Origin of the sequence: Hymenobacter sp. UYP22 (assembly GCF_040547285.1) — a bacterium.
Lineage (GTDB): Bacteria > Bacteroidota > Bacteroidia > Cytophagales > Hymenobacteraceae > Hymenobacter.
The window spans coordinates 1-25573 of record NZ_JBEPPK010000007.1 but is presented as its reverse complement, the minus strand read 5'-3'; the positions used below and the strand labels follow the sequence as shown (position 1 = coordinate 25573).

Sequence of the window (25573 nt, the reverse complement as noted above, 5' to 3'; positions counted from 1 at the left end):
GTGCGTCTGATTTGACTAAACATCTCAGGCGCACCTTTTTGCTTTTAAATAAATAACACAGATGAAGATTTCATTTACCCAAAATTATAAATCAATTTCACCATTTGAATGGGATGATATAGCTTCTCTTTCGATTGTAACAGGCCTGAATGGAGCAGGCAAAAGCCAATTACTCGAAGTTATTTCTCAGCGATATAATGATGCTTTTAATAACAAGCGAAATGGCCAATCTGAAGATCAAAGTTTCTTAGATCATAATTTCAAATTCAATAGATTCAGTCAAGGCGCCAATGGATTTAGCAACATCTCACTTGACAATCAAAAATTCACATACGGAGATTTAAAGTTAATAGTTGAAACAATTTACAATTATAAACACCCTAGAATTAATAACAGCAATAATTATAACGGAAGTTTTTCTTACGAACAAGAACAACAATTAAATACGTTATTAGAAGCAAGGAATTCAACCAATAGATTTTATCATCTTGCTAAATCAAAGGCCCCTGCTATATGGGACTTCTTATGTTCTACACTAAATAAAGACGAAAACGATATAACCCCTTTTGATATTTCATTAAATCTTCCAGACCACATTATATTTGAAGATTACTATATGTCTAATGGTGCTACACTCAGTTTTACTTTTTTTCTCTTTGAATATAAAAGGCTAGCCAGGATAAATGCAGGACTACCTGATGAACAAGATATTGCACCATGGGAAATTTTAAATGAAGCAATAGAGGCATCTAGATTACCCTACAAAATTTCAGCACCAAATTCCGAAGATATTGCAAGGGTATTTCAGAGCGGAATTAATGAGTCATTAAACATACCTTTTTCGATAACTATTACCCACACCAGCAAACAGTATAATTTACAGTTTTATGATTTGTCTTCCGGAGAAAGAATATTAATGTCTCTTGCAATGCTTCTTTATTATGCTAAGGAAAATGGTGTAGATCAAGATATTTTACTTTTAGATGAACCGGATGCGCACCTGCATCCTTCTATGACAAAGCAATTTTTTAATGTTGTCTACGATGTATTAGTAAAAAAACATGGAGTAAAAGTCATTATGACAACTCACTCTCCATCAACTGTAGCACTGGCACCAGAAGCAGATGACTGTAGTATTTACGAGTTAAGAAAAGACCCAACATTACTCAGTAAAGTAAATTCCAGAGAGGAGGCTATTAATTCATTAACAGAAGGAATGGTTTTAGTGATGCCTTCTACTCGCACCGTACTAATAGAAGGCAAGGATGATAAACCATTCTATCAAGCTCTATATCGCCTCTTGAATGACAATAAACTTCTTAACGGCTACGCTACAATAACATTTGTATCAGGCACAGGTGTTAATAGTGTAAACCATTGGTCAAAAGGCTTAAGAGAATCTGGCCTCAGTGAGACCATAAGAGGAATTATTGATAAAGACAATGGCAATAACACCTCAGATGGAATATTCAGACTTGATAGGTATAGCATAGAAAATTACATGTTAGACCCTATACTCATTTTTGCAACAGGTAAAATTATTCCTAATAATGTCCCAAAGTATGACATATCATCAGGCGAAGAAGAAAAAATCAGAAATTTAAGTCAAGTTCAGATACAAAATATATCTAATTCAATTTTAGCACACGTTAAACCAAAAATTAAAAATATAAAACAAAATGAAGAAGACATCATTCCGGTTACATATACAAATGGATATACAATTGATTATCCTAGATGGTTTATTGAAAGACGTGGCAAAGAATTATTTGGCATTTTTAATGAGGAATATGGCAGAAATCTCACACGCGAAGGACTAACAAATTCACTTAAGCGTATACAACTTATTCCAAACGACATCTTAGATTTATTTAGAGAAGTACAGGTATAAGAGGAAGAGTTCTTTGAGGTAGAGATTACACCTGCACTGCTGCAACGTGGCAAACAGACACCGCGCCGCTTGGAGAAATCCAGGCGGCGTTTTTCGTTCGGGTGAAGGAGACACATCCTCCCGGTAGCAGGAGTTACGAGTTATAATCGATCCGCTACCCACGCGCCAGTGGTAGCCCTACGAAGCCCCAGGAGCACCGAAACGAATTGTTCCATCCCCTGAGGCCGCCTCATTGCCCGAAACCGAACAGTTTGGGCGAGTGAGGCGGCCTCAGTGTTTCTAACCGATTGATTTTGCGCCGTGAGGTCGCCTCAGGGCTTCGAAACTAGTGGATTTGCTGAGTGAAGCGGCCTATGTAACCAGGCAAACCGCCACCGCTCCGCTTGGAGAAATCCGGGCGGCGTTTTTCGTTCAGGTAGGAATTACTAAGCCAGTAGTCACGCTTGGCACAGTTTTCTATATAGCGTTTCTACACCCTCCTATCCCCTATCGTATGCATCACAACGCTACTCTCTCGCTACTGCTGGGTCTGACGCTTGCTTTCACCGCGGGCTGCTCGAAAGACGACCAGGAACTGCCCGCGCCCACGCCGGAGGCCGTGCCGGAGCCCTCTATCACGTACAGCCGCGCCATCGTGTACCAGGATAATGGCCAGCGCCGCGACACGACTTTTCAGGCGGCGCAGCTGGTGGCTTCGGCTACCCAATCGACTCATAGCCTATCGGTGGGCGTGGCCCCCGCCACTACCGCCGAGGGCATCCGCTTCACGCTGGACCGCACGAAGCTACCCGCTACTTTTAGCGGTACCTATACCCTGCAAACCCTGCGCGACCGGACCCTGGACGCGGAAACGCGCTTTTACTACGACCTGCCTGAGCGCCTGGGCGGCGGCACCGTCATCTACCCCAGCGGCATGCAGCACGTAACGGGCAATTTCGTTATCAGCGGCTACGATGCGAAGCGGCAGCTGCTGAGCGGCACCTACACCACCACTCTGACGGGAGCCAATGACCCCACCGTGGCATACAGTACGTTCCCCAAGCGTAAGTGCGATATTACCGTATCGGGCACCTTCGCCAACATTCCCGTGCGGGCGGGACAGTAGGTTGGGCGCAACAGGCTTATTAACCACAACGGCTTCCTCGGTTGAGGAAGCCGTTGTGGTTTTATGGTGGATACTGGAACGGTCGTTACACTCAACAGAACGTCATGCAGAGCGCCGCGAAGCATCTCGCGTGCTAACGTTGCAGAGCCATTTCCGACATCAGCACGCGAGATGCTTCGCGGCGCTCTGCAAGGCGTTTTTATGGTGTGAATTACCACTGCAACGCTAGGCGAGCGAGATGCTTCGGCTGCGCCTCTACATGATATTAGCTCTCTATTCGGCTACTCCGGTAGCGGGGGCAGGCGGAGGCGGGCTCGGAACCAACCGTCGGATTCCTGGAGCTGCAGGGGCGCGCCGTGCAACTCAGCCAGCTGGTTGCTGAGCCAGAGGCCCAGGCCCGCGCCGTTGCTGAGTACGTCGGCCTGGTAGTAGGCGGTGGTCAGGCGGCTCAGGTCGCCGAGGGAGTGGCGGATGGGGTTGGCTACTTCCACGTAGAGCCAGCCGGTGGCGGCTTCCCGGTCTACCGATACGCGCACCTCCCCACCGGGCAGGGCGTGACGTAGCGCATTTTCAAGGAGGTTGCCCAGCACGGTGGTCAGCTTATCGGCATCACCCGAAACGGTGTAGGCGGGCACGTCGTCGGCTACGGCCAGGTGTAGGGGGCGGCCGGCACTACGGAACTGGGGTAGCAGCCTATCCACAGTGGCCACGGCCAGCTCATCGAGAGACACCGGGGCGCGGTGCAGCGGCAGGGCCCCGGCCCGCAGGCGGCTGCTGAGCAATAAATCATCGACGAGGCGGCTGAGGCGGCGCACTTCGTCTTGTTGGGCGGCCAGCTGCTGCTGGGCAGCGGCGGGCAGCGCGGGGGTATGCTGCACAGTGTGCAGGCCGGCGTGCAAGGTAGCCAGCGGGGTGCGCAGCTCGTGGGCGGCGGCGGCCAGGAAGTTCTCCTGCAGCTGGGCACTCTCGTGGAGGCGGTGCAGCATCTGGTTGAGGGTGCGGGCCAGGTCCTGTACCTCGTCGCCGGTGGTGGGCTCGGGCAGCTGCTGCAGACCCGGGGCCTCGTGGAGGCGGCAGGCAGCGCGGGCCATGCGGCGCAACGGGCGTAGCGCCCGGTGGCCCAGCAGCGCCGCCAGCGCCGCAGCCAACGCCAGACTACCCAGCAACGCCCACCCCAGCCGCTGCCGCAGCTGCTGCACCGCCACCGAAAGCGGCTCGCCGGAGTGGGCCAGCCACAGCGTAACGTACCGGTCCTGGTCGTCGGGGGTGGATTGGAGGCGCACCACGCGCTGGCCCTGCCAGGTGGCGGGCTCGCCCAGCGCCAACTGCGGCGGCAGGGGCGCGGGAAACGCCGGGGAGCGGAACAGCTCCTGGTCGGGTTGGCCGGCGGCGTGGGCTACTACGCGCAGCTGCTCGCCCAAGCCAGGCAAGGGCACGGTGGGTAGGGGCTCGAAGGACGTACGGGCCAGGAGCTGCCGGGCCTGGCGCAGCAGCAGCTGGTCGTCGGTTTGGTGCAGGGTGTGGGCCAGCTGCCGGTACTGGTAGCCGCTGGCCAGCAGCGTAACGCCCCCAAACACCAGGGCAAACAGCAGCAGCAGCTGCCCCCGCAGGCCCGCCAGCAGCCTCATGCGCGGGCCCCGTCGGCCACGAGGCGGTAGCCGTGCCCCACCACGGTTTCCAGCAGCGGGGGCAGGTGGGGGAAAGCCCGGTCGAGCTTGCGGCGCAGCTGCGAGAGGTGCACTTCGATGACGTTGGAGCCCATGTCGTAGTCCACATCCCATACCTTTTCGGCCATGCGGGTTTTGGTGACCACGCGGCCGGCGTTGCGCAGCAGCAGCTCCAGCAAGGCAAACTCCCGGTTGGTGAGGGTGAGCGGCTGCCCGCCCCGGGTTACGCGGCGCTGCACTGGGTCCAGCTCCAGGTCGGCGAGGCGCAGGGTGGTGGCTTCGGCCCCGGTGGCTTTGCGCTGTACAATGCGTAGGCGGGCCAGCAGCTCATCAAACTCAAACGGCTTGCGCAGGTAATCCACGGCTCCCGCATCGAGCCCCCGAATCACGTGGGCCGTGTCGCTGAGGGCGCTCAGGATGATAACCGGGGTAGTGAGGCCGAACTCGCGCAGGTTGCCCAGCACCTCAAACCCGTTCTGGCCGGGCAGCATCAAATCGAGCAGAATCACGTCGTAGGGCGTGGTGGCGGCCAGCTCCAGGCCGGCCGCGCCGTTGTCGGCTACGTCGGCCACGTGGCCGGCCTGGCGCAGGCCCTGCTGCACAAAGGCCGCCAGCCGGGCTTCGTCTTCAATCAGGAGGATTCGCATACGGGAGGTTGAGGGGAAGAAGGCCGCAAAAGCCCGGCCCACCGGCACAGTACGCGCGGGCGGGCCGGGCCGGATGCCGGGCGAGGAACGTTATTGGAGCAGGAACCGCACGCCATCCAGCGTGAGGGTTTCGGCCCGCAGGCTGCGCACGGGGCGCAGGGCTACTTCGCCGGGGCGGGGCGTGTGCAGGTAGCCGGTGGCTTCCACGGTGGCTCCGGTGCGCAGCTTGGCGCTCAGCTGCTCGGCGGCGTGCGGGGGCACGCGCACAATAGTTTGGTCATTCATAATCAAGCCGTTCACGCGGCCTTCCCGGTCTTTGCGCAGGCTGCTCACGGTGCCTTTCACGGTGGAGGAAGCTTCGGTGGGCGGGGTGGTGGGCGGCGTTGGCGGGGTAGGTTTAATGGTTTGGCCCCCGGCCGTGAGAGACACTAGGTGCAAGGCGGCGCGGCCGTCGGGGCCGGTGTGGCGGAAGCCCGTTATGGTTACCCGGCTCCCAGCCTTGGCAGCGGCCATCAGCTGCTGGGCCGCGTGGCGGGGCAGGCGCACGGTATCGGTGCCGGAGCCGGTGTTCAGCACGAAGCCGTCCACGATTTGCTCATCATTAGTAGCCACGTACTGGGTGAGGGTGCCGCTGAAATCGGACAGTTCCTGCACCGCGCGGGGGGCCGGCCGACCGGGTTTGTGGCCGGGGCCAGCGGGCCCGCCGGGAGGAGGCGGGGGCAGTTGCGGCGCACCGGCCGGGGCACCCGCTACGGACGGGGCAGGCACGGCGGCCGTGGTGGAGCCAGCGGCGCGGGCTGCTTTGCGGGCGGCGCGGGTTTGCTGGGCGTGAGCTTCGGGGGCGGCGGCGGCGGCCAGCAACAGGAGCAGAAGGGGGAGCTTAGGCAGGGAATGAGACATGGTAGCAGTTGGTTACGGCAACCGGTTTGTTCCGATTACTGACCCAAAGGTGCCAGCGCCACCTGAGGCTGGGCTGAAGCTGAAATTAATTTTTCTTCAGGTGGGGTTTAGATGGGATAACTACGCTTGACCGTCATGCTGAGCTTGCCGAGGAATCTCGCGTGCTGACGTTGAAATGGCAACTCCAACGAAACAGTAGAGATGCTTCGACTTCGCTCAGCATGACGAGTAGTTTAGCAACATCAGCACGCGAGACTCCTCGGCTGCGCTCGGCATGATGGTCACTAAATTTGCTCTCTGGTAAGGCTGGACAACGCGGCAGTCAGCACGTTACCGGCGTGGTTGAGGGCCTCATTGAGGCCGGTTTGGTGGGCGAAGCGGCGGTGGCCCACCAGCCCCAGTACTAGCAGCTCCCGCTTGGTCTTATCTACCAACGTGCTGGCGGGCGGGTGGAGCTGCACGGCCACCAGCCCCGGCAACGCCATGGCAATACCAATGGGGCCGGGGCCCAGTGCCGGACCGTGAGCAGGTAAATGGCCAGGTATGGGCCCACACCGTCGAGGACGTCGGCCAGGCACGGGTTCAGCGGGGCCAGAGGCCGCACGCTGCGCCGCTTAGCGGCGGCCGAAGCAGAAGCCGGCATGAGCAGCAGAAGAAACAGCAGCCGAAGGCGCTTGCGCGGCGCGGTCTACCACTTCTTGAAGATGAAAAACACGGCCAGCACAATCAGCCCGAAGCCCACGAGGTGGTTCCAGGCCAGCTTCTCAGTTTTGAAAACGTACACGGTGATGAGCGTAAACACAATCAGCGACACGGCTTCCTGAATGGTTTTCAACTCGAACAGGGAGAACGGACCACCATCCTCTTTGTAGCCGATGCGGTTGGCGGGCACCTGGAAAATGTACTCGAAAAAGGCCAGCCCCCAGCTAATCATAATTACCCCGAACAGGGTGATGTTGCGGAAGGCGGGCATAGTTTTGAACTGCAAATGCCCGTACCAGGCCAGCGTCATGAATATGTTGGAGAGAATCAGCAGGCCAATGGTGTAGAGGGTTTTCATGAGGGGAGACAGGGAGATGAACGCGTGAAATACCGAACGGCACATTAAGAATGGCTGAAGCCCACCTGAAGAAATCTTCAGCTAAGTATCAGCCAGCAGTGCATTTGCGTGTACATACGTTGACTGGGAAGCCGAGCCGTACTGATTGGCCTGCTTGCGCTGAAAAATACTTTAGTCTTATTTGGAATCGAGGACCGGTGAAGGCTCAAACCGCCTTCCGGCGCCATGCTTACTCCCGGAATCCGGCTGGAAACAAAAAAGGCTTCTGCTGCATGCGGAAGCCTTTTCTATTCTGCTTATCAGCACCTAGTGCCGTCCGTGTCCGTGGCCATGTCCCCGGCCGTGCCCATAGCCGCGGGGGGCGTAGTACACGGGCTGAGCCGGCACCAGCAGTACGGGGCGGGGCTGATAATAATGGCGTTTGGCCCCTTCCACTTGCGGGGGTGATGGTGATGGTGCTCGTGCACAACCACACCGAAGCTGCCGACAAGGCCGGATAGCGTAGGTTAGTCAGGCAGCTGGTTGATGTCGCGGGGCTCGATGCGGGGCTGGGCGTTCATGCGGTGACGGTAGGCCGTGGAGGTTTCGTAGGCTTTGATGCGCGCCCGGTTGATGGAGCCCAGCGGCAAATGCTCGGGCAGACAGTGGAAGGGGTTGAACGAGAGCACATCATCGGCAAAGGCCCGGCGGGCGGGACTGAAGGCATCCTGCGCCGGTAGTACAAGTTTGCCGAGGGGCTGGTAAGGGCTCTGGTCCTGGGGCCAATCCACGGAGGCGTCCTCCACGGGCATGGCCTTGAGGTCGGTGCAGAGCTGGGCCCGCAGCTCGTACTCGGCGCCCTGAGTGCGGAAAAAGTCCACCACCAAGTCGCGCCACCCGGCCGGGTCGGTAATTTTCACGTGTTCCCCAGCCAACAACTGTACGTTAGCCGACAGCGGCGCCACACTGATTTTGGACACATAGTCACCGAAACGGATGGAGCCGAGCGTGGTGTAGGTTTCGCCCAGAATATGGTTGTTGGGGTGGGGCGGCACCACCAGTGGTATTTCCTTTTTAATACCCACGGCATCCAGCGCCTGATTTACCAGGGTGCCGGCCTCCGTCATGAGTTTGGTAACTACCTCCGGGGCATTGACAATCACCTTTTCCTGGCGCAGCTGCATATCATGGTAGCTCTTGATGTCGCCGGTGGGAATGATGGTGTCGTTTACCATCAGGAAATCCTGGGTTACCTCGTCGGCCTGGTCGGGCAGAAATTTCTTACCTTCTACCCCGATGATTTTCACGGCCAGCCCTTTCACTGCCGACTGCGTGTCGGGGTCGATGGAGCCGGGGGCCGACGACAGCCGGATGATAACCGGGTAGGTTTTGGGCTCCCGGAACATGCCCTGGGCCAGGTGCTCGGGCAGGTTAGGATACACGTGCAGCTCCCCGCGCAGAATGCCGTGGCTTTTGGCGTGGGCGTCGCGGATGGCGTGGCGGTGCTTCTCAAACATGAAGCGGTTCACCCGGGCCATCGACTCCACAGTCTCGTTGGTGAGCTGCTGCTCATTAGGCTGGATTTCCTCCACTCCGGAATCGAAGCGGACATACGGGTGCGAAGCAGATTCGGGCATAAAAATGGGTTGATACCCCGCGGAACTGCAGAGGCTACTCATCCGGTACGGTTGACCTTGTCGGGAGTTGTGGTGGAACTCTATAAAGGAGCCTTTTCAACCGTCTGCCAGCTAAAACCTGTTTTTACTGCCGCTTGCGGCGGGCGGGGGCCGTGCGGCGCGGCTGCGGGGTGGGCGTTACCTGCACCGAATCAACGGTGACCTGGCCACTGGGTAATTTGGGCTGGGGCAGGGTACCATTGGGGTTTACATCGGTGGGAATGGGCAGCGGCTCCGCTTTGCCCTGGCCTACCCCGGACGGCAGGGTTACGCCGGGCACCGGGCTAATGCGCTCCGTGGGGTGGTGGCGGGTAGGCGTAACGGGCGCGCGGTTTTGGGCCTGGGCGGCGGCAGTGCCCGAGATGAGCAGACCGGCAACGGCAAGGAAACGAGACAGTAGCATAGCGAAGTAGCGCACAAGGTGGGAGAGACAAAGCCGGTGACGGCCGCGCCCCGGGTAGTCTTCTGCCCTACGGCCCACCTGCGCGAAGGTTCCTACCCTGGGCCGGCTAAACGGAGAAGGGCCCGCCGCCGTAGGCAGGAAAAAAACCGCCACCCTCCTTCCTTATCCACTGCTATGCCTCGCTTCCTGCTTGTATTTCTGTTTTTCCTGGGGCTGGGCAGTATGTCGGCCGCCCTGGCTCAGTCGGGTGCCGGCCTACCGCCCCGTCCCGCGCCCTTCCAGTTCGTGAACGACCAGGCCCAGCTGCTGAGCCCCGCCGACGCGAAGACCCTGGAAAGCGGCCTGCGCCGCTACGCCGACAACAACGGCCCCCAGATAGTAGTAGTAACGGTGCCTACGCTGGGTGGGCAGTCGGCCGCCGACTACGGCCGGGCGCTGGGCACGGCCTGGGGCCTGGGCCAGCGCGACAAGGACAATGGCGTGGTACTGCTGCTGAGCAAGCAGGAACGCGCCGTAACCATTCAGGCGGGCTCGGGGCTGCGCAGCCGCATCACGCCCGAGGTAACCAGCCGGGTAATTGGGCAAATGACGCCCCGCTTCAAGCAGGGCAACTACTTCGCGGGCCTGCGCACGGGCCTGAACTCCCTGATGTACGCCGCCGACCCCAGCTCTGCCCCCCAACCCGCCGGCGCCGCTGCCTCCGCTCCTACTGGTGCCGCCCAAGCTTCAGACCAGGCTACCACTTCCCCCGATGAGCTGGCAACAGCCGCGCCTGAACCAGCCACCGCTCTGCCCTCCGCTCCGGTTGCTCCAGCCGAGCCAGAGTCGTCGGGGTTTGGGATTGGCACGCTGGTGTTGGCCGTGGTGGTCATTGGCGGCGGCCTGTGGCTGGTGTCGAAGCTGTTTCGGCGGCGGAGCGCACCGGCAACGGGTAGCGCGCCCGACTTCCTGCCTAACCAGCCCACCCAACCTAACGGCCCGGCCGGCAACTACGGCCGCAGCGGCTACGGCAACCAGCAGGGGGGTACCCAACAGGGCCCCGATTTTCTCTCGAACCGGGGTGGTGGCGCAGGAGGCATGGGCGGCGGCTCGGGGATGGGCTCCGGGATGGGCAACGTGCTGCTCACGGGAGCCGCCGCCGCCGCTGGGGCCTACATGGGTAACCGCATGGCTAACCGCAACGACGATAACACGCCCCACCTCTCCCCCAATGCGCCCGCTCAGCCCCTGGATAACCCCGCCCACTCCAACCCGGATGCCGGCGGTGGCAGCGGGGCCTTCCCTTTTCTGGGTGGTGCAGCGGCAGAGGCCGATAGCGCCCCCGATTACTTTGCCCCGGACAGCGGCGGCGCGGAGCCCGACTACTTTTCCGGCGACAGTTCCTCCTACGATGATTCATCCTCGGATGACACCGGCGGGGGCGGTTTTGATGACACCAATGACAACAGTGGCTCCTGGTAAGCTACTGTAATAGGGCACGTAAGCGGCGGCGAGCAGCGGGGCTTTGGCCTTGCTGCTCGCCGCTCCCTTTTTCAGGAGGGCTGCCTGAATAGCTCAACGCTGATTTTCGATGCTTTCGACGGGGGCGGGCAGCTCTACGTTGCTGGTTTGTGGGAACCCCAGAAAGCGGCTGACCCGGGGCGCTTTGGGACCTGTGTGGTACTGCAACACTTGGGCTTCGGTGGCCTGATCCTCACGGGTGAAGCGGTGGTGCTGGCGCTCATACTCGCCCCAGGTAGCCACGTAATAAAACTCCGTCAGGCGGGTGGGTTCCAGGATATCCGTGTACACGCCGGCGCGCAGTGCTCCGTTGCGCAGGCGCAGGCGGGTGAGGCGGGCCACGGCCTCGCGGAAAGCCGGCTGGCTGCTGAGCGGCACCTGGTAGTCTACCATCACAACCACTGGCCCGTCATCGGCCTCCAGGGCGCCGGGCACATGGGGAGGTGGTCCCAGCTCGGCGGGGTCGAGGTTGAGGCCATCGGCGGAGCGCATAGGAAACGGCAGCGCCAGCCCCAGGCTAGCCAGCATCCAAGCGGCGGCGGCCAGCAGGGCTACGTGCAGGGAGGCGCGGTCGGCCAGCTCACCCCACGCCACGCTGCCCAGCGCCAACCCGGCCTGAAACACCAGCATATACACGCTTACCACCCGAGCCTGCACCCAACGGGGCACGTGCAGCTGTACGGTGGTGCTAAAGCTGGTCATCACCATCAGCCAACCTACCCCCGAGAGAAACATCACCGGATACAGCCCTATTTCCGAGGGAATGAAAGCCAGCCCCAGGTTGGTGCCCACAAACACCCCCGAGCCCAGCAACACCCGCTGGTTGTAGGTGAGCCGGCTGCCGGCCCGGCCCATCAGAAACGCCCCGGTAATGGCCCCCGCCCCCAACCACGACAACAGTACCCCATAGGAACCCGAGCTTAGGTGCAGCCGCCGCGCCGCCACCACCGACAGCAGCGCCCACATGGCACTGGCCCCAAAAGCAAAGGCAAACGTGCGCACCAGCACTGCGTAAATAGCCGGCGAATACTGCACGTACCGCAGCCCCGTGCGCAGTGCCCCGGCAAACCCTTCGGCCGGGCCCGGACTGGCATCCGGGGCACGCCGCCAGTTGCGCACCACCCACCAGGTACCCACAAACGAGAGGCCGTTGAGCAGAAACACGTACCCCGCCGAGTAGTGCGCTATAATCAATCCGCCCAGCGCCGGCCCAATGGCCCGGGCAATGTTGTTGCTGACGCCGTTGAGCGTAATGGCAAACGGCAGCGCCGGCCGGGGCACCAGCTCCACCGTTACCGTTTGCCAGATGGGCATGTTGATAGCCGCCCCTATTCCTAGCAGAAACGTGAGTCCCAGCACACTGGCAGCCGATATGTACCCGGCCAGCGTGAGACCACCGAGCAGCAGGGCCACCACTGCCATAAATGCCTGCGTGAACAGCAACAGCCGGCGCCGGTCTACCAGGTCGCCGAGGGCCCCTGCGGGCAGGCTCAGCAAAAAGGCCGGCAGGCTGGTGGCGGTTTGCATAAGGGCTACCAGCAGGGCCGAAGTGGTTAGGGTAGTCACGAGCCACACTCCGGCCACGTTCTGCATCCAGGTACCCACGTTTGATACCACGGAGGCCAGCCAGATGGCCCGAAACACCGGGTACAGGAAGGGCGTGCGCAGGGAAGGCGCTTTCATAGGGAAACAGAAGCCGTAAAGTGGCGGCCGCACCGCCAATAACCACTGGAGTCCGCCCAGGGTTGCGCCCCGCCGATTACCCGGCCTACTTTCTCTCTGGCAGCTCCACACGCAAACAGCCGCCTCCCAAGCTGGAAAGCGGCTGTTGCTGTACTATTCAGCGGCCAGTGGCCGGGGCAGCTATTTTTTCAGCGTCCGAACGGGGGCTCCTACTTTCACGCTGGGCTGGAGGCCACGGCTGCGCTTTTTCTTTTGCGCTTTCACGCGCAGACGCCACCGTTTGTACACGCCCAGCTTTTTCATTTTGTGGCGGCTGTTGCCACGGTACGGCTTGTAGTTGGGCCGGCCACGCTTGGTAGCCTTGCGGAACAGAGAAACGCTGCTCACCATTTCGGTGCTGGCGGGGTCAGCTACTCCGGCAGTGCGGGCCAGAACCACCTCTGGTTCCAACAGCATAACGAAGGCCAAAAGCAACAAGAGTAGTGTTTTGAACATAAGAGAGGAAAAGAGGTGGTGAAAAGAAAACAAGCCTTCTGTTCCAAACGAAATTCAGTACAGCCATCTTGCTAACAGTGAAGGTATAGGAAACGCAGTAACTAAAAAAATTCATATTTTCATGAATATTTTGCACATCTAATATTACAAACAAATTATTGTATTTTTCTTGCATATACCAATGTAGCAACCTGTAATTATAGGCTACCTGGAACCCGTCCGGCTACTTTCAGCAACAGGCCAAAGTTTATTACTCACGCATAAAAAAACCCACTACCAGTAACGGCAATGGGCTTTGGCTGCTGAAAAGGGACTGTAGTCTTGGCTTTATACTCTGGAACACAGCCAGCGTACTGCCTCGCCCTCGTCCGTAAACTGGTTTAGGGAGCAATAGTCGCCGTGGGTATGGGGCAGTTGCGGGAGGCTTTCGTCCTGCACATCATCGGCCTGGTAGGGCGCAATCAGGAAAGCCAGGTACACATGTCCGCCCAGGTACTGCCGCAGCAGCGGATAGAAGTCCTCGGTGAGCCAGTGTACATCCCGGGCATCTACCTGGGTCCGGCGGCGGGAGTCAATCAGCCAGCGGCGGCACGATTCGCAGGAGGTAGCGTAGCGCATAAGCTCCTGGTAGCCGGCCCGTAGCTCGGGGGAGGTAGTTGGGCGCGTCCAGCGGGCAGTTACAATACCCAGGTCGGAGCGGTGGGTTAGCTGAAGGAAATCGGCAAGGGAGGTAGTGGTCATGCAGACAACGCAACGTGGCACATAGGGAAAGGAGTATCCCGATACGGGCCAGCCGGCAGTTGCGTTGGTACGGCTGAGCTTACTAACAGCTACGGCTGCTGCGGCTTGGCTGGTGGCACCGGCGTTTCCGTGGGCCGGATATCGTAACGGCGGTTGAACTCCGCCACGGCCTCGGAGCCCACATTGCGCTTGGTCACTACTATCATTACGCCGTCGGCCGCCTCCGCCCCAAAAATGCGGGTAGCGTCGGGGCCCTTCACGATGTTCACGCTGGCAATGGTGCGGCGGTTAAGCTGGTTGATAGCCTCTTGGGTGGAGGGTTGCCCATCCAGGAAATATAGGCTGGGGCCGCTGGCCTGAGCAGGCACGGCCGGAGCACCTTGGGCCTGCGCGGCCGGAGCCGTAATGCCCAGCAGCAACAAAAGGCCAGTGCCGAAAGCAGTAGAACGAAGAGTGGTAAGAATACGCATAGGCCGAAGCAGCTCACAAAGTTTGTGCCGCAAGCCCGAGCCGCTACCCGTTGCCTTACTTTGGGCAGGGTAGCGGCTCGTGCTTGTGTTTCATGCTACTCTACGTACCTACACTTATTTGGTGGTAATCAGAACAGCACCTTGTCGGCCTTTTTCACCGTACTTTTTAACTGCCTGCTCTGCATCAAGCACATACACGCTTTGGATGTCGCCGGGAGTAGTTTTTACCTCCTCCGGAAGTACTTCCTTTGCATTGAGCAGTAACAGCCGGCCCTTGAGGTCGGCGGCAGTAATGGATTTGTTCTCCGTTATTGCCTCAACTACTGCTTTGTCTTGCGGGCTCTGCACTCGGAATGTGATGTTGTACTTGGTATTGAAAGCGCGCAACGCGTCAGAATTTTCTCCCTGCTTGGTAACTAGCAATATCACGCCTTTATCGCCCATTTCGCCAAAATCCTGGCGGAATGCGGCTTCGTTGAAGCCCGGCATGAATTTGCGGCCTTTCAAAACGTGCACACTTTTCAGTGCGGCCGGATCTATTTGCTGGGCTGCTGCCTGGGTGGAAGGAAGACCATCAACAAAGTAGAATGCTTGGTCGGCCATAGTTTGGGCCTGCTGCTCTACAGAACTTACGGGCTTGGGTAACTCAGCCTGTTTCGGCGTAGCGCAGCTCACGGCCAGGCCAGTCAGCAGGGTAAAGCCAGCAACGTAGCGCAGCAGCTGCCGCCGACCCGAAGGCAGGGAATTCATCATACGAATACGGTTTTTGAGGGTGATAAAGGAGAAAGGCGTGACCAATGCCGGCCCCGCGGCCAGCGCACTCAGCCGCACCAGGCTGTATTGATACTGCTTCGGGGCCAGTCGGCTCTCGTGCAGCACGGCGGCATCGGCAATGAACTCCAGGTTCTCCTGGGCGGCGCGCAGCCACAGCCAGGCGGCGGGGCTGGCCCAGGCCAGGGCCCGGTGCACATGGCCCAACAGCACATCCAAGGTGTGGACCTGGCGTACATGTACTTGCTCATGTAGCAGAATGGTAGGCAACTCAGCCGGGGCGTGGTGGGCGGGGTTGAGGTAGATGGCGCGCCCAAACGAGAACGGGCTCACCGCCCCGGCCACCGCCCGGAACTGCAGGCCATCGGCCTCCGCCGGTTGGGAAGCCCGGTGCAGCCGCCACAACGACGCGCCCTGCACCAGCAGCAGTATCAGCAGCACAGCCACGCCCAGCCCATAAGCCATCAGCAGCCAGCTTTCGGAGGTAGGCCCGGTAGCAACTGCAGGTAGCGTAGCCGGGGCGGCCGGCCAAGTGGGCAGCACTACCGCCAGCGGCACGGATGGCGCTACCGCTGGGCGCAGGCTGCTCAAATCGAGCACGGGGTACAGGGCTGCCAACGCCAGGGCGGCCAGCAGATACGCCCGGTTGAGCTGATGAAACGTGAGTCGGCGCAGCAGTCCGTAGTACACCCCCAGCAGCAGCAGCAACGCTACCTGGGTTTTAAGCAGATACAGCAGCAGGGGCGGTATCATGGCCGGGACTTACGGTTTTCAATCATATCAATAATATCCTGCAGCTCCTCGGGCGTAATTTTCTGCTCCTGGGCAAAAAACGACACCATCTCCTTATAGGAGTTGCGGAAGTAGTTACCCACAAAGGAGCCCAGAAAGCGCCGCCGATACTCCTCGGCCGTCACGCTGGGCACAAACCGGAACGTGTTGCCCAGCTTGCGGCTGCTCAGGTAGCCTTTGCGCTCCAGATTGCGCACCGTGGAGGCCAGGGTGGTGTAGGGCGGCCGGGGCTCGGGCAGCAGTTCCAGCACATCTTTGATGAAGCCGCCGCCCAACTGCCAGAAGCCACGCATAGCCTCTTCCTCGGGTTGAGTTAATCGTTCCATTGGATTACATTTCTTAATACGAATCTTTCGTAATTCTACGAATAATTCATACTCTTTGGTTATCAACGACAAATATTTTTCATCAAAAAAGAAAGAGGCCGCCTGCATGATGCAAGCGGCCTCTTTGGTGTAGAGACGCGTATTCGCGTTTCGTCGTTGGTGATGTTGTTTCACCCGACGCAGAATGACGTGGTTGCTGATGTCATGGCCGAAGCAAGCGGCACGCGGACGATGAGACGCAAATACGCGTCTCTACAGACCTTGATGGCCCGCCCCGACAACTCCTATAGCCGCCGGGGCGTTTCCGCTACCAGATGCGGGCCCGCTGGTTTTGGGCGCGTACCATTTTGCCCTGGTCTTTGCAGCCAAAGGCTTCGTAGAACTCGGGCATGTTCATGAGGGGGCCGTTGGTGCGGTACTGGGCCGGGGAGTGCGGGTCAGTAAGCACCTGCTGGCGCAGGTACTCGGGGCGGGCGTTGGTGCGCCACACCTGCGCCCAACCCAGGAAGAAGCGCTGCTCGGGCGTGAAGCCGTCGTAGCGGGGGCGGGGGTTGCTGCCGTATTTCTGCTGTAGTTCCTTTTGCAGGGCCGAGTAGGCCAGGGCCAAGCCGCCGAAGTCGGCCAGGTTTTCGCCCATAGTCAGCTTGCCGTTCACAAACACCGAATCCAGGGGCTGGAAGGCCGAATACTGGGCCCCCACCATGTCGGCGCGCTTCGTGAATTCGGCCGCGTCCTCCTTGGTCCACCAGTCGCGCAGGTTGCCCTGAGCGTCCGACTGCCGGCCCCGGTCGTCGAAGCCATGAGTGATTTCGTGGCCGATTACCGCGCCCATACCGCCGTAGTTCACCGCGTCGTCGGCCTTGGGGTCGAAGAACGGCGGCTGCATGATGCCAGCGGGAAACACGATTTCGTTGAGGGAGGAGTTGTAGTAGGCATTTACCGTGGGCGGGGTCATGCCCCACACGGAGCGGTCAATCGGCTTGCCGTAGCGGCTCAGGTTGTCCTTGGATTCCCACTCGCGGGCCGCCAGCACATTTTTCAGGTACGACTCCCGGCTCATCGTGAGGGCCGAATAATCCTTCCACTTGTCAGGGTAGCCGATTTTGACGGTGAAGGCGTTGAGCTTCTTGAGGGCTTCCTCCTTGGTGGCGCCGCTCATCCACTCCAGCCCGCGGATATGCTCGCCCATGGCTTCCTTGATGTTGGCCACCATCTGCTGGGCCTTCACCTTGGTTTCGGGCGCGAAGGCCTTATCCACGTACAGCTGGCCGAAGGCCTCGCCCAGGGCCCCATCGGTGGCGCGGAGCATGCGCTTCCAGCGGGGCTGCTGCTGCTTGGCCCCGCTCAGCACCTGCTGAAACCGGAACGACTCATCGCCAAACGACTGGGGCAAGGCCGACATAACGGAGGACGTGAGGTGCCAGCGCAGGTAGGTTTTCCAGTCCTGCAGCGGCTCCTGTTTCAAAGCGGTGCTGGCTTCGGCCAGGAATTCGGGCTGGCCCACAATCACCTCTTTGGCCGAGCTGAGGCCCAGGGCGGGCAGCATCACGGGAAGGCCCAGGTTAGGGTATTTCTGGGCGGCCTCGGCCACCGTCATCTTGTTGTAGTTGGCGTATGGGTCACGCAGGGCTACCCGGTCCTTGCTGGCTTTGGCGAGCCGGGTTTCGAGGCGCAGCACCGTGGCGGCGCTTTTGGCAGCCACGGCCGGGCTTTCGCCCAGCATCTTAAAGGTGTTGGTGAGGTAGGTGGTGTAGGCCGTGCGGATGGCTTTCGAGCGGGCATCGTCCTTGAGGTAGTAGTCCCGGTCGGGCAGACTCAGGCCGCCCTGGCTGAGGTAGAGGGCGTACTCGTCGCTCTTCTTGCGGTCCTGGCTTACGCCCAGCCCGAATACCGAGCGGGTTTGCAGGCGCTGGGCGCGCACCAGCTCAGTCTGCAGCCCCCGTAGGTCCTTCACGGCGTTGATGCGGCTGAGCTCCGGCTGCAGGTATTTCAGGCCGGCTTTGTCAATGGCTACTGAGTCCATGGCCGTGGCGTAGTAGTCGCCTACTTTCTGCAGGTTGGAGCCCTTGGCGGCGGTTTTGTTGGCGGCGGAGGTTTCCAGGATCTGGCGCATTACGGCCTCATTCTGGTTGATGAGCCCGTTCCAGGAACTCCAGCGCGACTCGGCAGCCGGAATCGGGTTGTTCTTGAGCCAGGTGCCCGAAGCGTACTGAAAGAAGTCGTCGCAGGGGTTCACCGACTTATCAATGTTGGCGGGGTCAAGGCCCACGCCGGGCAGCACGGGGCCGGCCTGAGCCGTAGCCGTGGCATCGGTGGCAGTGGCCGTTGAGGTGGCTGTATCGGTGGTAGTCGAGGCAGTGGTGGCGGGGGTACTGGCAGCGCAGCCGGCCAGGGCTAGCCCGGCGGCCGTACCCAGCGTGAGCAGGAAAGTGCGTTGTGGGGTCATAGATGCGGAAAATGAAGGTTGTGGAAGAAGTTGAGACGTTAAAGACTAGAGCAGTTCCCCTCCTTGGAAAGGAGGGGAACTAGTTTTACTTCAGACTACCAAATTACCGCCCGCTCGGCGTCGGGGCGTACCATTTTCTGGCCCGGTGTGCAGCCGAAGGCCTGGTAGAACTCGGGCATGTTCATGAGGGGGCCGATGGTACGGTACTGGCCGGGTGAGTGAGGGTCGGTGAGGATTTGCTGGCGCAGGGCTTCGGGGCGGATGTTCTGGCGGCGCAGCTGGGCCCAGCTCAGGAAGAAGCGTTGCTCAGGCGTGAAGCCGTCGATGAGCGGGCGGTTGCCTTTGCCGTACTGCTTATCGAGCTGCTTCTGCAGGGCCGCGTACACGATGGTGAGGCCGGCAAAGTCGGCCAGGTTTTCGCCCATGGTCAGCTTACCGTTCACGTACACCGAGTCCAGGGGGGAGAAGGCCGAGTACTGGGTGCCCACCACGGCCGCGCGCTTCGTGAATTCGGCCGCGTCGGCGGGCGTCCACCAGTCGCGCAGGTTGCCTTCCGAGTCGTACTGCCGGCCGGAGTCGTCGAAGCCGTGGGTCATTTCGTGGCCCATCACGCCGCCAATAGCGCCGTAGTTGACCGCGTCGTCGGCTTCGGGGTCGAAGAACGGGGGCTGCAGGTAGCCGGCCGGAAACACGATTTCGTTCATCGGCGGGCTGTAGTAGGCATTGATGGTGGGCGGTGTCATACTCCACTCAGTACGGTCAATGGGCCCACCAAACTTCTTCACGTTCTGCTGGTAGTTCCACTGGCGCGCCGCCAACACGTTTTTCAGGTAGGAGTCCCGCGAAATGGTCAGCTGGGAGTAGTCCTTCCACTGGTCGGGGTAACCGATTTTCACGCGCAGGGCGCCGAGTTTTTTGAGGGCTTCCTGCTTGGTGGATTCGCTCATCCAAGTGTTGGTCCGGATGTGGTCGGCCATCGATTCGCGGATGTTGGCCAGCATATCCAGGGCCTTCTGCTTGGCGGCGGGCGAAAACGCCTGATCCACGTAGAGCTGCCCGAAGGCTTCGCCCAGGGTGCCATCGGTAGCGGCCAGCATGCGTTTCCAGCGGGTGGGCTGCTGCCGGGCTCCGCTTTGCACCTGCGCAAAGCGGAAGGCCTCGTTGCTGAACGCCTGGGGCAGGGCCGAAGGCACCGAGGAGACCAGCTGCCAGCTCAGGTAGGTTTTCAGGTCCTGCAGCGGCTCCTGTTTCAGTAGGTCGCTCACTTCCTTAAAGAACTCAGGCTGGCCCACAATTACCTCCTGAGCCGCGCCCAACCCGTTGCGCTTGAGTAAGGCCGAGAGTTGCAGGTTCGGGAACTGCCGGTCGGCCTCGGCCACCGTCATCTTGTTGTAGCTGGCATACGGGTCGCGGAGCGAAACCCGGTCTTTGCTGGCTTTGGCCAAGCGGGTTTCCACGCGCAGTACGGTGGCGGCTTTGGCGGCGGCCATCGGCTCGGCGTCGCCGAGCAGCTTGAAGGTGTTGGTGAGGTAGGTGACGTAGGCGGCACGTACAGTTTTGGAACGGGCGTCGTCCTTGAGGTAGTAGTCCCGGTCGGGCATGCCCAGGCCGCCCTGGCTCATGCTCACGGCGTACACTGAGCTGTTTTTGCGGTCGGGGCTGACGCCAGCCCGGAAGAAAGCGCCGGTACCCAGCGTCTGCTGGCGGGCCATTTCTACCCGGAAAGCGGGCAGGTCTTTAATAGCGGCAATGCGCTGCAGCTCCGGTTTCAGGTACGTGAGGCCGGCTTTTTCCAGCCCCACTGAGTCCATACCGGAGGCGTAAAAGTCGCCTACTTTCTGCAGGTTGGACCCGGCGGTAGCCGAGCGGTTGGCTGCGGCATCTTCCAGAATCCGGCGCAGCGTGGCCTGGGTACGGTCGCCGAGCAGGTTGCGCGGGCCCCAGCTGGATGCGTAGCCCGGCACGGGGTTGTTGCGCAGCCAGTTGCCGCCCGAAAATTGGTAGAAATCCTCGCAGGGCGACACGGCGCGGTCCACATCCTGGGGGTTGATGCTACGGCCGGGTATGTTGGCGGCAGCGGTAACGGCCGGCGTAGTGGTGCTATTGGTAGTGGCTGGCTGGGTAGTGGCACAGCCGGCCAGGGCCAGCAGCAGGGCCGCCGCGCCGGCCCGGTTTGGTGCAGAAAGGTTTTTCATTCAGCGAAATACAGGGTAGGCTTCGCCTAAAGTCGTGCTGAGTTGGGAAAGGTTGCGGCAGTTAGGCAGCCCGCTAAAGCGAAGCGGCCGACAACCCACTGGGCTACCGGCCGCTTCGCCCGCGCAAAAAGCAGGTTTGGCACTTTATTGGGGTTGAGTCTGCTGGGCCTGCAACCAGGCAATGGCCTGGCCTTCATCGGTGAACTGCGCCGACATGGGGTGGCCGGTAACCGGATGAAACAAGGCCGGAAACGGGGGCGAATCGGTGGAGGCCAGGAGTTGGCCGGGAGCCAGCAGAAAGGCTATGCGGATTTCTCCCTTCAGCTTTTCCAGCGCCATATCGGGCACCTGGGAGTTCACCCAGTTAGTAATTTCTACTACCGTGCGGAAGCGCCGCCGGGCATCCAGCAGCCAGAAGCGACAGTTATCCACTTCTGCCGCCGCCCGAAACAACTGCAAGTAGTTTTCTTTTACTTGCTCGGCCCGAGTTATTTCCACCATCCACCGCCCCACCAGGATGTGCAGGTCGGGGCGGTAGATGATGGGAAAATCGGGGGTGGAGTAGTCGGACATGCGCGAGAGGCCGGTCGTGAGGTGCGCCGGGCACCTGCAGGCTGGTCTTGAGGGCATACGTAATTTAACTGGGCAGTTGTTACCCGCTTTGGCTTTTTAGTGGCGCGGTTTGGCCCGCTCATACTGCAGCGGCCAGGCTACTCCGGCTCCCAGCTCCTGGGCGGCGCGCAGGGGGAAATAGGCATCCCGCAACGACTCCCGGGCCAGCAGAATAACATCAGCCTGCCCGGCCGCCAGAATATGTTCCGCCTGCTGCGCTTCAGTAATCAGGCCAACGGCACCGGTAGCCAGGCCCGTTTCGCGGCGCACCTGCTCGGCAAACTGCACCTGGTAGCCGGGGCCCACCGGAATATCGGCCTTGGGTACATTGCCGCCGGTTGAGCAGTCGAGCAGGTCCACGCCGTTTTCTTGCAGGATGGCGGCCAGCCGCACCGTATCCTCGGCAGTCCAACCGCCCTCCGTCCAGTCGGTAGCCGAAACGCGCACCCATAGCGGCAGGTGCTCGGGCATTTCGGCGCGGGTGGCGGCCACTACTTCCAGCAGCAGCCGAATCCGGTTCTCAAAGGAGCCACCATACGCATCGGTGCGCTGGTTGCTGAGCGGCGACATAAACTGGTGGAGCAGGTAGCCGTGGGCCGCGTGCACTTCCAGCACCTCAAACCCCACCTCCACGGCCCGGCGCGCAGCCAGGCGGAAAGCCTCCACTACCGCATGAATACCCGCTGCATCGAGAGCCAGAGGAGCAGTTTCCTCATCAGTAAAGGGCTGGGCCGAGGGGGCTACCGTGAGCCACCCACCGGCCTCGGGGCCAAGCTGCTGGCCGCCTTTCCAGGGGCTGGCGTGGCTGGCTTTCCGACCGGCGTGGGCCAGTTGAATACCGGGTACGCAGTCCTCCTGCTTCAGAAACTCCACAATGCGCCGGAGGCCGGGCAAGTGGTCTTCCTGCCAGATGCCTAAGTCGTCGGGGGTGATGCGGCCCTCAGGCACCACAGCCGTGGCTTCCAGCAAAATAAGGGCAGCCCCACCCACGGCCCGGGAGCCCAGGTGCACCAGGTGCCAGTCGTTGCTGAAGCCATCCTGGGCGCTGTACTGGCACATGGGCGAGATGACAATGCGGTTTTTGAGCGTAATGCCGCGCTGCTGCAGCGGCGTGAAAAGCTGGGCCATTGTATGTAGAAAGTTGAAGGCAACGTAGCCGGAAAGATTCCTAAACCATCAGTTCCATCGTAGGGTTATCAGCGGCCGGAGCAACTACCTGGTTGGGTAACTGCAGGCGGTGTACTGCTGGCAGAGAATAAGGTATTTCTGCTCCTTGTCCGTCAGCCGGAGTGGAACCAGCTCTTTGGCCAGTTTCACTACCGCATGGCAGCAACTGTACATATTTATTTCGGGCAACAGATTGCGCACAACCAATTGGCGTCGTACATTTGTAACCAAATTTGTTACTTACTCCCGTATGAACACCCGTTTCGCCGTGGCAACGCACATTTTGGCCTATCTGGCGCACGCCGGCAGCCAACCGGTGTCGTCGGAGGTGTTGGCCAGCAGCGCGGGCACGCACCCGGTGGTGGTGCGCCGCTTGGTGGGCACCCTGCGCGAGGCGGGCCTGGTGCAGAGCCAACGCGGCGCGGGTGGCGGCACCCTCCTAGCCCGCCCGGCCACCGATATTTCCCTGCTGGACGTATTCCGGGCCGTGCAGGAATCGGAGCCCGATTTGTTTCAGGTGAATAGTACTAACCCCAGCTCCCACTGCGACCTGGGCCGGGTAATGCAGGAAACCCTAGATGGCCTGTTTGGCCCCGCTATTGAAGCCATGCGCGCCGCCCTGGCGGCCGTGTCGGTGGCGCAGGTGAAGGAGGAGCTTGGCAAGCACTTGCCCCAGGGCTGCCCCGGGGCTTCTGGTTGAGGCTTTTTTATTTCTTCGGAAATGTAACCAAATCGGTTACTATCTGTTTTTCACGCACTTCCGTCGCCCGCAGTGCAGGCGGCATGTTTCCACCACTTGGCCGCCCGTAGCGCGCCGCTGGTGCAGGCCGGTAAGCCCGGCACCCCGTTTCCATGAAAAAACTTGTTGGCCTGGGGCTGATTCTGACGGTTGCGGCCGGTAGCGCTATGCTGCCGCTGTGGCTGCCTACCACCGATGCCCAGGCAAGCTCTTTCTCCAGTGCACCTGCCCAGTTTCAGCTGGTGGCGCGCACCCTCCCCGATTCGGCCACGGCTGTAACCGGGCAACCTATTGCGGCCGGCCAGGCTGGCCGCGTACACGAGGTATATGTTCAGGATGGGCAGCGGGTGAAGCAGGGCCAGCTCCTGCTGAAGCTGTTGGAGCGCCTGCCCAGCGTGCAGCAGCAGCAGCTTCAGGCTCGGCTGCACCGCCAGCAACTCGCTTTTGAGGCCCTGCAACAGCAGCCCGCCACCACCCCCGAGCTGGCTACTGCCCGGCAGCAGCTGGAGGATACCCGCGCCCGGCTGGCCCAGTGCGTGCCCATGCTCAGCTTTGTGTACGTGACGGCCCCGGCCGCTGGCACCATCCGGCAGCCTAGCGCCACCTTGGGCGACCAACTGACGGCTCATTCGGTGGTGGCCTTGCTGGCTCCTGAACTTCCCGCCGATACCACACTCCTACTTACCAGCGTTGAGTAGCCTCCCGCCGGAGGCGTAATCCGCATTTTCTTGTTTTTGCCCCGTTTCTTATGGAACAGCTCATTCACTACCAAGTGGAGCGCATGCTCCGCCGCAAGCGCCGTAATCTGGCTCTCACGCTCACCTCGTCTTCCCGCCTTCAGGAGGATATCGGCCTTGATTCCATTGACTTAGTGGAGTTGGCCATCAACTTGGAGCATCGTTTTCACATCGAAATCAAGGACGCAGAAATGGAGCAGCTGCGCACCGTGCAAGACGTGCTCGACTGCGTAGACCACCACCTCAGCGGCCTGCTGATTGAGTAGCACCGCGGGCCTTTGCGAAGCGTAAGGGCCCGCAGCTAGTCCCGCCAATACCCAGGTGCGGCAAACCTGAGTGGGTTATTTTTCCACTGGCTCCCGGTGAGCGGCTTGCAGCCAGGCTATAGCCTCCCGCTCATCAATGAACCGCTCCCCCACAAAGGGCTTGTCGGCAAAAAAGCTGGCGGGTGGGAAGGCGGCGTCGGCTTCCACGTCGCGCATGATAATGGGCACCAGCAGGTACGCCAGGTAAGTACGGCCGCCCAGGCGGGCAGGCAAACCAGGCAGGAAGGTGTTGATCATCCAGCTGGCTCCTTCCCGGTCGGTGTTGGAGCGGCGGCGGGCATCCAGCAGCCAGTAGCGGCAGGTATGTGCTTCGGCTTTTTCCAGCAGGTACCGGTAGCCCTGCTGCATTTCTTCCAGCGTTACGCGGCGCATCCAGCGGGCCAGCAGCACATCCAGGTCGGCGCGGTAGGTAACATCCAGGTAATCAGGAACGGGTAGCGGCATCGGAGCAAAGAAGAAGTACCCAAAGGTAGTTGTTGGGCTACGCATCCAAACAACCGCTCCGGCCTGCTTCGGCAGAAACTCGACTAAATTCGTATAGTTGCCCATGATTCCACTGATTGCCTATACCCAACGCCTCACGCTGCTGGCCGCCAGCCGCGCTTTGCTGACGGCTGAACTTCAGAAACCCCGGTATTTCCCCGTTTTGTTGGGGGCTGAAATGCCCCAGCACTGGCCACCCGGCGAGTACGACGCGGATGCCCAGCAGTTCTTTCTGGACCAGCTCACGACCGGGGGGCGAGACGCGGCCGGCTGGTACGGCTGGTACGCTTTGTTGCGGGCCGGGGCGGAGGCCCCCAAAAATACGTTGGTCGGGGCCGGCGGCTTCCACGGTCCGCCCATTGATGCCACGGTTGAAATCGGGTTTTCGGTGGCCGAAGATTGGCAGGGCCGGGGCATTGGCTCCGAGCTGGTAGCCGGGCTGCTGCGCCACGCCGCCGATACCACTATGGTGCGCTACATCACCGCCCGCACCACGCCCACCAACGAGGCAGCCCGCCGCACCCTGGAGTCCAACGGCTTTAAGCGCATTTCCGATGCCCTCGATGCGGAAGGCCGCCAGCTCTACGGCCGCGACGTAACGGAGGCCGACAAAACCCCACCCAAGGCCTGAGTTATTAGTTGCTGGTTGTCAGAACGAAATTCTCTCTGAACCTGTTTAGGAAGGGTGCACCAGGTTAAAGCACAAAGGACTCCCACGGCATGAGCGAAATTTGAGGTGCGACCCATCTCCTTTCTCTCCGC

General features: G+C 60.1%; 25 protein-coding genes. 7 read left to right on the top strand and 18 right to left on the bottom strand.

What is annotated here, in order from left to right:
- The first annotated feature begins 61 nt into the window (after positions 1-61).
- Positions 62-1891: an AAA family ATPase gene (locus ABIB60_RS13065; RefSeq protein WP_354580446.1), complete on the top strand. Its 1830-nt coding sequence runs from the start codon at positions 62-64 to the stop codon at positions 1889-1891.
- Between the two features lie 493 nt (positions 1892-2384).
- A complete protein-coding gene (locus ABIB60_RS13060; protein WP_354580445.1) occupies positions 2385-2996 on the top strand; it encodes a hypothetical protein in 612 nt (203 codons plus the stop codon).
- A gap of 281 nt (positions 2997-3277) precedes the next feature.
- On the opposite strand, the gene ABIB60_RS13055 is transcribed toward ABIB60_RS13060, so the two are convergent.
- From ABIB60_RS13055 to ABIB60_RS13025, 7 genes are all read right to left on the bottom strand, one after another.
- Positions 3278-4624 (bottom strand): HAMP domain-containing sensor histidine kinase, encoded by a 1347-nt coding sequence (locus tag ABIB60_RS13055; protein WP_354580444.1) that lies wholly within the window; start codon positions 4622-4624, stop codon positions 3278-3280.
- Positions 4621-5310, bottom strand: coding sequence for a response regulator (locus ABIB60_RS13050; RefSeq protein WP_354580443.1), 690 nt, complete (start codon positions 5308-5310; stop codon positions 4621-4623). Before ABIB60_RS13050 ends, ABIB60_RS13055 begins: the two co-directional genes overlap by 4 nt.
- 90 nt (positions 5311-5400) lie before the next feature.
- A complete protein-coding gene (locus tag ABIB60_RS13045) occupies positions 5401-6210 on the bottom strand; it encodes a hypothetical protein (protein WP_354580441.1) in 810 nt (269 codons plus the stop codon).
- Between the two features lie 284 nt (positions 6211-6494).
- Positions 6495-6695, bottom strand: coding sequence for a hypothetical protein (locus ABIB60_RS13040; protein ID WP_354580440.1), 201 nt, complete (start codon positions 6693-6695; stop codon positions 6495-6497).
- Between the two features lie 203 nt (positions 6696-6898).
- Positions 6899-7270, bottom strand: a complete 372-nt coding sequence (locus tag ABIB60_RS13035) for a DMT family protein (protein ID WP_315998127.1) — start codon at positions 7268-7270, stop codon at positions 6899-6901.
- Positions 7271-7776: 506 nt separating this feature from the next.
- Complete coding sequence (locus tag ABIB60_RS13030; RefSeq protein ID WP_354580438.1) at positions 7777-8886, bottom strand: catalase family protein; 1110 nt, start codon at positions 8884-8886, stop codon at positions 7777-7779.
- 124 nt (positions 8887-9010) lie between these two features.
- On the bottom strand, positions 9011-9328 hold the full coding sequence (locus ABIB60_RS13025) for a hypothetical protein (protein WP_354580436.1): 318 nt from the start codon (positions 9326-9328) through the stop codon (positions 9011-9013).
- A 174-nt stretch (positions 9329-9502) separates the two neighbouring features.
- Here ABIB60_RS13025 and ABIB60_RS13020 point away from each other — a divergent pair, with 174 nt between their 5' ends.
- Positions 9503-10789, top strand: a complete 1287-nt coding sequence (locus tag ABIB60_RS13020) for a TPM domain-containing protein (protein ID WP_354580434.1) — start codon at positions 9503-9505, stop codon at positions 10787-10789.
- Positions 10790-10882: 93 nt separating this feature from the next.
- Here ABIB60_RS13020 and ABIB60_RS13015 read toward each other — a convergent pair whose 3' ends face one another.
- The 10 genes from ABIB60_RS13015 to ABIB60_RS12970 form a co-directional block, all read right to left on the bottom strand.
- Positions 10883-12511: an MFS transporter gene (locus ABIB60_RS13015; protein WP_354580433.1), complete on the bottom strand. Its 1629-nt coding sequence runs from the start codon at positions 12509-12511 to the stop codon at positions 10883-10885.
- Between the two features lie 180 nt (positions 12512-12691).
- Positions 12692-12967: a hypothetical protein gene (locus tag ABIB60_RS13010; protein ID WP_354580431.1), complete on the bottom strand. Its 276-nt coding sequence runs from the start codon at positions 12965-12967 to the stop codon at positions 12692-12694.
- A gap of 366 nt (positions 12968-13333) precedes the next feature.
- Positions 13334-13747, bottom strand: coding sequence for a hypothetical protein (locus tag ABIB60_RS13005; RefSeq protein WP_315998119.1), 414 nt, complete (start codon positions 13745-13747; stop codon positions 13334-13336).
- 89 nt (positions 13748-13836) lie between these two features.
- A complete protein-coding gene (locus ABIB60_RS13000) occupies positions 13837-14217 on the bottom strand; it encodes a hypothetical protein (RefSeq protein WP_354580429.1) in 381 nt (126 codons plus the stop codon).
- A gap of 114 nt (positions 14218-14331) precedes the next feature.
- The gene (locus ABIB60_RS12995) at positions 14332-15741 is read right to left on the bottom strand and encodes a M56 family metallopeptidase (RefSeq protein ID WP_354580427.1); all 1410 of its coding nucleotides are present in this window, start codon (positions 15739-15741) and stop codon (positions 14332-14334) included.
- Positions 15738-16106: a BlaI/MecI/CopY family transcriptional regulator gene (locus ABIB60_RS12990; RefSeq protein WP_354580426.1), complete on the bottom strand. Its 369-nt coding sequence runs from the start codon at positions 16104-16106 to the stop codon at positions 15738-15740. The genes ABIB60_RS12995 and ABIB60_RS12990 overlap by 4 nt, the downstream gene beginning before the upstream one ends.
- A 307-nt stretch (positions 16107-16413) precedes the next feature.
- Positions 16414-18552, bottom strand: a complete 2139-nt coding sequence (locus ABIB60_RS12985; RefSeq protein WP_354580424.1) for a M13 family metallopeptidase — start codon at positions 18550-18552, stop codon at positions 16414-16416.
- Between the two features lie 95 nt (positions 18553-18647).
- Complete coding sequence (locus ABIB60_RS12980; protein ID WP_354580423.1) at positions 18648-20747, bottom strand: M13 family metallopeptidase; 2100 nt, start codon at positions 20745-20747, stop codon at positions 18648-18650.
- A gap of 144 nt (positions 20748-20891) precedes the next feature.
- Complete coding sequence (locus ABIB60_RS12975) at positions 20892-21377, bottom strand: hypothetical protein (RefSeq protein WP_354580422.1); 486 nt, start codon at positions 21375-21377, stop codon at positions 20892-20894.
- 39 nt (positions 21378-21416) lie between these two features.
- Positions 21417-22487 (bottom strand): NADH:flavin oxidoreductase/NADH oxidase, encoded by a 1071-nt coding sequence (locus ABIB60_RS12970; RefSeq protein WP_354580421.1) that lies wholly within the window; start codon positions 22485-22487, stop codon positions 21417-21419.
- A gap of 289 nt (positions 22488-22776) precedes the next feature.
- Here ABIB60_RS12970 and ABIB60_RS12965 point away from each other — a divergent pair, with 289 nt between their 5' ends.
- The 3 genes from ABIB60_RS12965 (at position 22777) to ABIB60_RS12955 (ending at position 24268) form a co-directional block, all read left to right on the top strand.
- Positions 22777-23226 (top strand): Rrf2 family transcriptional regulator, encoded by a 450-nt coding sequence (locus tag ABIB60_RS12965; protein ID WP_315998111.1) that lies wholly within the window; start codon positions 22777-22779, stop codon positions 23224-23226.
- Positions 23227-23378: 152 nt separating this feature from the next.
- Positions 23379-23963, top strand: coding sequence for an HlyD family secretion protein (locus ABIB60_RS12960; protein WP_354580419.1), 585 nt, complete (start codon positions 23379-23381; stop codon positions 23961-23963).
- A 50-nt stretch (positions 23964-24013) separates the two neighbouring features.
- Positions 24014-24268, top strand: a complete 255-nt coding sequence (locus ABIB60_RS12955; RefSeq protein ID WP_354580418.1) for a phosphopantetheine-binding protein — start codon at positions 24014-24016, stop codon at positions 24266-24268.
- Between the two features lie 75 nt (positions 24269-24343).
- Here ABIB60_RS12955 and ABIB60_RS12950 read toward each other — a convergent pair whose 3' ends face one another.
- Positions 24344-24772 carry a hypothetical protein gene (locus ABIB60_RS12950; protein ID WP_354580416.1) on the bottom strand — a complete coding sequence of 143 codons (429 nt, stop codon included), beginning with the start codon at positions 24770-24772 and terminating at the stop codon, positions 24344-24346.
- 103 nt (positions 24773-24875) lie between these two features.
- Between ABIB60_RS12950 and ABIB60_RS12945 the strand changes: the two genes are divergently transcribed.
- Positions 24876-25442: a GNAT family N-acetyltransferase gene (locus ABIB60_RS12945; RefSeq protein WP_354580414.1), complete on the top strand. Its 567-nt coding sequence runs from the start codon at positions 24876-24878 to the stop codon at positions 25440-25442.
- The last annotated feature ends 131 nt before the right edge of the window (positions 25443-25573 follow it).